The following is a 6,843-nucleotide window of genomic DNA, read 5'->3' as shown; positions in this document are numbered from 1 at the left end:
GGGTGTGCCTTGAGGGGTAGGCGGTGGGGCGGGACTAGGTTTTGTTGCTGGTGGTTTAACGGGCGAGCGGCGCCTAGGACGTGATTTAGTCGATTTAGTTAGCACCCGCCAAGCGGCTCTGAAGCCAACGGCCACACTACGAGTAGTCCGTTTTGCCTGGTGGGCTTGCTGGCGCACATCATGCAGACTGTGGTCCACCTGTTTGGCAATGTTGCGAGCGCTATGGACGCTATCGGTCATGTCGTCGGCCAGTCCACTGAGATCAGCCCCGGTATTGCGCATGGCTTCTAGGGTGCGGGGCAGTTCTCGATCGAGGGTGTCAAAGAGCTTTTCGGCACTGCGAGCGGCACGGGCCAGGCCGATGAGTGCCGGTAGGGAAACACAGACCAAGGCTGCTAGACCGATGGCCAGCAAGAGGATAGATAGGCCTAGCCAGATGACGGGATTAGTCACGCTTGTTGTGGGGCGCAGTCTTTTGTGGGGCAGTCTTTTGTGGGGCAGTCTGGGTAAATTCTGCGCGACTGGCGGCCTGGCCAGCAATTAAGGCATCCTTAAGCCGCTCTAAGGTACTGTCCCAGTTTTGTAGCGTGGTGTGGGAGAGCTTGTCCGCGTGGAATTGCAAGCTGGTGGAGAGGTCTTCGATCAGATCGGGAACGGCGTCCGCTGACTTTTTGATGACTTTGCGGGTCTGTTTGCCACTGCGCGGGGCCATCAGGAGACCGATGACAGCGCCAATGGCTGTGCCTGTGACCAGGCCGCCAATGAAGTTATCAGATTCGTTTTGAGCCATGGGAATACCAATGATGAAATTGGATGAAAGTGCAAGGATGTTATAGCAACCGCCGTTTGCCCATTATCAGCCAGACCAGCCTTAGAAAATTGGCGACTTGCACTAGCCGCCGCTGCTGTAGCTGCCATCGCAAATGGAGTAGCTGCCACTGGTACAGATGGGTGCGTTGCTCAGTTAGGGTAAGGGTTTGCTGTGCTAAGGTTTGTTCCAATAGTACTGTCCAGCGATTGAGATCACGGTTGAGCTGGGTGACCTGGCGACCCACCTGAGCCATTCGCCAGGTGAGGGCGAAACAGAGCAGTGCGATCGCAACATTAGCTATGACAATACCGATAAGCATAGTGGTGTTCTTCAGCGTGGCTAGAGATGGCTAAAGTATGACTAAACCCGTGATGACAGTACCCGTGATGATACCGAAGATAAATTTTTCACTCAGAATTATCAATGGGAGGTCAACCGGTTTGCGTTTGCCTTTACCCTAAGTGGGTCGATCTATCGTCCAGTTGCCATGGTGCAAGCTACTGCCTCTGTTTTATATGTCAATAGTGCCAGGGGGCGGGTTCAAGGTACAGGAACTCGCCAAGCACCCTTCAAAACCTTAACCCAGGCCCTAGGGCAAGCGACGGCGGGGACGACGGTGCAGCTAGAAGCTGGCATCTATGGCAGTGGTGAGTCTTTTCCCCTGACTGTGCCCTCGGGGGTAACGGTGGTGGGTCTGGGGGGCACCGTTACCATTCGTGGGGGTGGTTTGCTGGCGACGACCGATGTGGGGCAGCAGTCGGTGACGCTGCAGCTAAAAGATCGCGCCCAGTTACGCAATGTGACGATCACCAATCCCCAATCCCAGGGAATTGGTATTTGGCTGGACCAAGGGGCCGCACTGCTGACCCAGTGTCGGTTTACCAGCTGTGGCCGCGACGGTGTGTTTGTCACCGGAGATGCCTTGCCGGTGCTCCTAGACAATGAATTCTCTGGTAATCAGGCCAGCGGTTTATTTATGGCCCGTCGTTCCAAGGGGGAGGTACGGCAAAACCGATTTGTGCGGACTAGCTATGGCATTGCCATCAGCGACCAAGCTGCCCCCTTGATCATTGACAATGACGTGATCGAAAACAGGGCAGGTATTGTCCTATCCCGTGCTACTCGCCCCGTATTGCGCCAAAACCGAGTGCGTCGTAACCAGACATCGGGGCTTTGGGTCCAAGAGACAGCGCAGCCCGATCTGGGGCAAAGTCAGGACCTGGGTAGCAATCAGTTTCAAGAGAATGGTCAGTGGGATGTGCGCAATGACAGTCGCCATTCCATTGTCTCCGCAGGCAATCAGATCAACCCCAACCGAGTCACTGGCTCCATTCGCTATGTGGCCAGTGAATTGCCGGATCCGGTAGCGGTACCGGCCCTGCTATTGGGGAGAGTCAAGCCCGAGCCTGCCCCTGCCCAACCCAAAACACCCACACCGCCGCCGCTTAATCTCAACAGCCGTTTTGGTGATGTGGTGGGACACTGGGCTGCCCCATTTATTGATGCCATGGCTGAGGCTGATCTAATCAAGGGGTTTTTTGATGGCTCATTTCGGCCCGATGTGCTGGTGACCAGGGCTCAGTTTGCAGCCCTGGTCATGGCTACTTTTCCGGCCACTGGCGGCAACAGTCGTCGGTTCAAACCGTTTCGGGATGTGCCGTCGGGGTTTTGGGCACGCCCAGTGATCTATCAGGCCCAGGCCCAGGGGTTTATCGCTGGGTTTCCAGACGGTACGTTTCGACCCAATGACCCCATGACCCGAGGGCAGGCATTAGTGGCGTTGATCAACGGGTTGCGACTGGGAGAAGGGCAGGCCTCAGAGCTAGGCGTGTATGACGATCGCGCCCAGGTGCCTCCCTATGCCGTGGAGGAAGTGGCCATCGCCACCCGTCGTGGCATTGTGGTCAACTATCCAGATATTGCCCAGCTGCGACCCATGCAGCCGATCACGCGGTCTGAAACCACAGCGTTGGTCTATCAGTGTTTGGTTAATTTGGGCCGAATGCAGCCCTTGGTTTCCCCGTTTATTGTTCGACCCAGTTCTAGCACCCGGTCTAGCGGCACTGTGAGTGCGGCCAAGGCGACCGTCGTTCACGCTTGGACCGATGACTTTTGGCAGCCCCTAATGGCTCAAAATCTACTGGCAGCTTCCAGGGTGCAGCAGCCTGATGTCCCCATGACTCGCGCCCAGTTTGCCAGTCTGGTAATTGCCGCTTTTGACCCTGAGTCCCAGCGTTATCCCGTGGCCTTTCGCGATGTGCCCTCCTCTCACTGGGCGGCTAACGCAATTCACAGAGCCTATCGAGCCAAGTTTCTATCGGGGTTTCCCGATTACACCTTTGCCCCGGAGCAACCCATTCTCAAAATTCAGGTGCTGCTGGCCTTGGTCAGTGGTCTGCAGCTGAGGGTAAAGGGCACGGCTGGGGTGCTCACACGCTATCAAGATCAAGATCAGGTGCCGCGCTATGCTATGGGTGCGATCGCAACCGCCACAAAGCTAGGTCTGGTTTTCAACTATCCCACTTTAGATACGCTAGCCCCCAATCAGGTCGCCACCTGTGGGGAAGTTGCTGCGATGGTTTACCAGGGTCTGGTGTTGCGGAAACGGATGCCGCCTGTGGTGTCACCATATCGGGTTGTAATATCGGAGTCATAAACACGGAGTCATAGAAGTAAAAGCCTAATAATTTGTTCGTGCCATAAAAAAAACTCAAGAGTGTTTTAAACAACACTCATATGATGGGATGATGGTGCGTAACGCTTTGTAACAAAAGTCTGGTAGTTACTAATTTTTGAGGACAGTGCAATGGCAGAAATCCAATTCGCTCGGGGTGTAGCTGAGGAAATTATTCCAGACGTGCGGCTTACCCGTGCTAAGGATGGTTCAGACGGCACTGCGACATTCTATTTTGATGAACCCAAAGCCCTAATGGAAGAAGGGTTTGAGGTAACCGGCCTCTACTTAGTAGATGAGGAAGGTGAAATGGTCAGCCGCGAAGTCAATGCCAAGTTCATCAATGGTGCACCGGCTGCCTTAGAAGCCAGGATACTCCTCAAAAGCGTTGATGAGTGGGACCGGTTTATGCGCTTTATGCAGCGCTATGCTGAGCAAAACGGCCTGGACTTTACCAAAAGTAGTTAGTCAGAGAGTTTTGGGTTTGTTGAGTTTTGAGGGGCTAAGGAGCGCCTTCAACGGGTGTGTCCTGTTTGAGAAAACACCTAAGTTCAATTGACTTAGCTCTCAAAACTCAACATTGACCCCATCGTTTTTAATTCATGGCGATTCCCCATCCCGATAGCGATTTTCTTTCGGTTGTCTGCGGTGTGATTACGGTGAGCGATACCCGCACCGTTGATACCGATAAGAGCGGCCAGCTGATTAAATCGAAGCTACGAGCGGCGGGACATCGGTTGGAGGCTTATCGCTTGGTTAAGGATGAGCCCGATCAAATTTCTGGCTTAGTGCAGCGGCTAGTCTCAACGGTGGATGTCATTATCTGTAATGGCGGCACCGGCATTGCGCCGAGGGACACTACCTATGATGCGATCGCAACGCTATTAGACAAAGAAATCCCCGGCTTTGGCGAAATTTTTCGTCAGCTTAGCTATGCTGAAATTGGCGCTAGGGCAATGGCTTCTAGGGCTACCGCCGGGGTGTATAAATCCACATTGCTTTTCCTGTTGCCAGGGTCGAGTAATGCCGCGGCCTTAGCGATGGAAGCGCTCATTTTGCCCGAATTGCAACACCTGGTGCGGCAGATGAAGGGCTAGCCTTGGGTGGTGTCGTTCCATAACCCTAGGTTCCCTTAACCGGTCCTTTACCTGGTACCTAGGGGGCGCCGTTATAGTAAATCTTGATTAACGTTTTCGTAATCGCCGCATGGTCGCCATGGTTCGATTGGGGGCGCTGGTGGGTCTGATTTTCCTCAGCAGCTGCTCGCAATATCTAAACATGTCTCGAATAGAGGCTGACATCCAGGATGACATTGAGCGCCAGGGGCGGCGGCTCACCCTTAAGGATGTGATCTGCCCAAATCGTGTGGTGAAACAGGCTGAGGCTTACTTTCGCTGTGTGGGAGAGCTACCGGATGGGGGGCAGTTCACCATCAATGTTACGCAGCAAGATGACCAAGGCACGTTGGATTGGGATGTGCCCAGTTCTAAGGTGCTGATTAATTTGGCCTCCCTTGAGGAAAAAATCCAGGCAGAGATAAGAGACGCCGTTGGCAAAAGCTTGGCCGTTGACTGTCGTGATACCTATCGCGTCAATCAGCGAGGCGATTCATTTGAGTGCGATGTTGTCGGGGCTGGGATTGTAGCCGCCGGTCGAGTTGAGTCAGTGCTCGTTAAGGTCAATGGCCAGAGCAATCTGGAATGGCAAGAAGTGCTGATTGGCGCTGTGCCTGCCGCACCCCAAGCCGCTGCCAGCGGAGCCGCTGCATCCGCTGAAGCCACTGATGAGAAACCGGATGTAGCGACTGCGGCAGCTAATTCGACGCCAGCTGCTGCAGAAGAGGATGAGGATGAGGATTAGTGGTGCAAACGTACTCTTGGATATAAGCTATGGCAACTGTATTTGACTTTTTAGCTAAGGGCGGTCCGGTGATGGTGCCCATTGTGGGCGCCTCGGTGCTGACAATTTCCTGTGCCCTGGAGCGTACCCGCTTTTGGTCTGACCTGTTGCGCCGTGAGGGCAAAATCGTCAGCGATGTGTTGGCGGCGGCACCGCGAGATTTGAATGAGGCAGCTGCGATCGCAAATCAGCATAGCGACACCCCCATTGGCCGATTTCTCTTTGCCCCGTTGCGATTGCGCAATGCCTCTCCCGAAACCTTTCGTCTGGCTATGGAAACAGCCGCAGATCGTGAATTTGTCAAAATGCGTAAGGGTGAAAAGCTACTGGAGACTATCGTAGCGATTTCTCCATTGCTGGGTCTTTTAGGCACCGTTACCGGTCTAATCGCCACCTTTTACAGCCTTGATATCGGCGGCAGCGGCGGCGGCGAAGGAGCCAGCCAAGCAGCAGCCGGTATTGGTGAAGCACTGATTACCACGGCGGCAGGTATGGTGGTCGCCATTTTAGCGCTGCTGGTACTACGGATACTGGTGACGCTCCAGAGTCAGCAGGCCGACTACTTTTCAGACGCCGGCAATGAGTTAGAGCTAATCTATCGGCAATCCTGGTATGAGCCCGCTTTACTCGCGTCAGAAAACGGTCATGCCGCCGAAGAACCGTCGGTTTCAGCCGCCTATCAGTAAAGCAACCGTTTCACACAACCTGTTGACTGAGCGGAGTCGAAGTCAACCCCCTAAGGGGCAGAGATTAAATAAACTCTATGTGAGCCGGGCTTCGACTCCGCTCAGCCCTCTACTACTATTACTGAGCTGGACTTTGTTGATTTCTTTATCCTAAGCAAGTAGCACTCCCCAACTTTCCTTTGATTTATGCCCCTAGGTAAACGCACAGAGAGCAAAATTCCCCATATTGATCTAGTACCGATGCTCACCGTCATGATGGGGGTGCTGGCATTTTTTGTCGTAGTTGCCGTTTCCCTAGGCAGCGAGCAGCTGATTGAGGTAGAGCTACCGCCAGAACAGACCGAGGATATTCCCCCAGACCAGCTGCCCTCCATTGAGGACATTTTTATTGTGGAAATGGATGCTGACCAGCAAACGTTACTAAATGGACAACCCCTAGAGGGAGAGGCGCTGACTCTAGAGATCGCAGGCTATCTAGAAGAAAACCCTGATAAGACTGTTTACCTGGTGCCTGATCAGACGCTGCCCTATGAGAATGTGATGCAGTTTCTAGGAGAGATGCGAGCGGTGGGTGGGGACCGGGTCTCTTTGGCGTTAGAGGATGACGAGGAGTAACGAGCCATGGGCTTAAAATCTCGACATCAACGTTCGGGTATACCGGAGGTAAATCTGGTGCCGATGATGGATGTGTTGATGACGGTGCTCACGTTTTTTGTCATCATTTCCATGGAGCTGAGCGGCGTGCAGATTTTTGGCGTGAGTTTACCCCAGGC

10 protein-coding genes are annotated in these 6,843 nt (G+C 53.8%); 7 read left to right on the top strand and 3 right to left on the bottom strand.

What is annotated here, in order from left to right:
• The 3 genes from IQ260_RS25175 to IQ260_RS25165 form a co-directional block, all read right to left on the bottom strand.
• Positions 1 to 453: DUF948 domain-containing protein (locus IQ260_RS25175; protein WP_193995831.1), on the bottom strand; the 453-nt coding region annotated here is incomplete at its 3' end.
• Entirely contained in the window at positions 446 to 790 is a 345-nt protein-coding gene (locus tag IQ260_RS25170) for a YtxH domain-containing protein (RefSeq protein WP_193995830.1), read from the bottom strand. The genes IQ260_RS25175 and IQ260_RS25170, both read right to left, overlap by 8 nt.
• A 40-nt stretch (positions 791 to 830) precedes the next feature.
• Positions 831 to 1,130 (bottom strand): hypothetical protein, encoded by a 300-nt coding sequence (locus tag IQ260_RS25165; protein WP_193995829.1) that lies wholly within the window; start codon positions 1,128 to 1,130, stop codon positions 831 to 833.
• 168 nt (positions 1,131 to 1,298) lie between these two features.
• Here IQ260_RS25165 and IQ260_RS25160 point away from each other — a divergent pair, with 168 nt between their 5' ends.
• The 7 genes from IQ260_RS25160 to IQ260_RS25130 form a co-directional block, all read left to right on the top strand.
• A complete protein-coding gene (locus IQ260_RS25160; RefSeq protein ID WP_193995828.1) occupies positions 1,299 to 3,467 on the top strand; it encodes an S-layer homology domain-containing protein in 2,169 nt (722 codons plus the stop codon).
• Positions 3,468 to 3,617: 150 nt separating this feature from the next.
• Entirely contained in the window at positions 3,618 to 3,953 is a 336-nt protein-coding gene (gene psb28 / locus IQ260_RS25155) for a photosystem II reaction center protein Psb28 (RefSeq protein ID WP_193995827.1), read from the top strand.
• Positions 3,954 to 4,087: 134 nt separating this feature from the next.
• Positions 4,088 to 4,582 (top strand): MogA/MoaB family molybdenum cofactor biosynthesis protein, encoded by a 495-nt coding sequence (locus IQ260_RS25150; RefSeq protein ID WP_193995826.1) that lies wholly within the window; start codon positions 4,088 to 4,090, stop codon positions 4,580 to 4,582.
• A gap of 109 nt (positions 4,583 to 4,691) precedes the next feature.
• Complete coding sequence (locus IQ260_RS25145; protein ID WP_193995825.1) at positions 4,692 to 5,345, top strand: DUF4333 domain-containing protein; 654 nt, start codon at positions 4,692 to 4,694, stop codon at positions 5,343 to 5,345.
• Positions 5,346 to 5,374: 29 nt separating this feature from the next.
• Positions 5,375 to 6,070 carry a MotA/TolQ/ExbB proton channel family protein gene (locus IQ260_RS25140; protein WP_193995824.1) on the top strand — a complete coding sequence of 232 codons (696 nt, stop codon included), beginning with the start codon at positions 5,375 to 5,377 and terminating at the stop codon, positions 6,068 to 6,070.
• A gap of 186 nt (positions 6,071 to 6,256) precedes the next feature.
• Entirely contained in the window at positions 6,257 to 6,685 is a 429-nt protein-coding gene (locus IQ260_RS25135) for an ExbD/TolR family protein (protein ID WP_193995823.1), read from the top strand.
• Positions 6,686 to 6,691: 6 nt separating this feature from the next.
• A partial coding sequence (locus IQ260_RS25130; protein WP_193995822.1) for an ExbD/TolR family protein occupies positions 6,692 to 6,843 on the top strand: 152 nt, incomplete at its 3' end.

Origin of the sequence: Leptolyngbya cf. ectocarpi LEGE 11479, assembly GCF_015207065.1 — a bacterium.
Taxonomy (GTDB): domain Bacteria; phylum Cyanobacteriota; class Cyanobacteriia; order Phormidesmidales; family Phormidesmidaceae; genus Leptothoe; species Leptothoe ectocarpi.
Note: the sequence above shows the minus strand (reverse complement) of the source record. Positions and strands in the feature narration are given on the sequence as shown.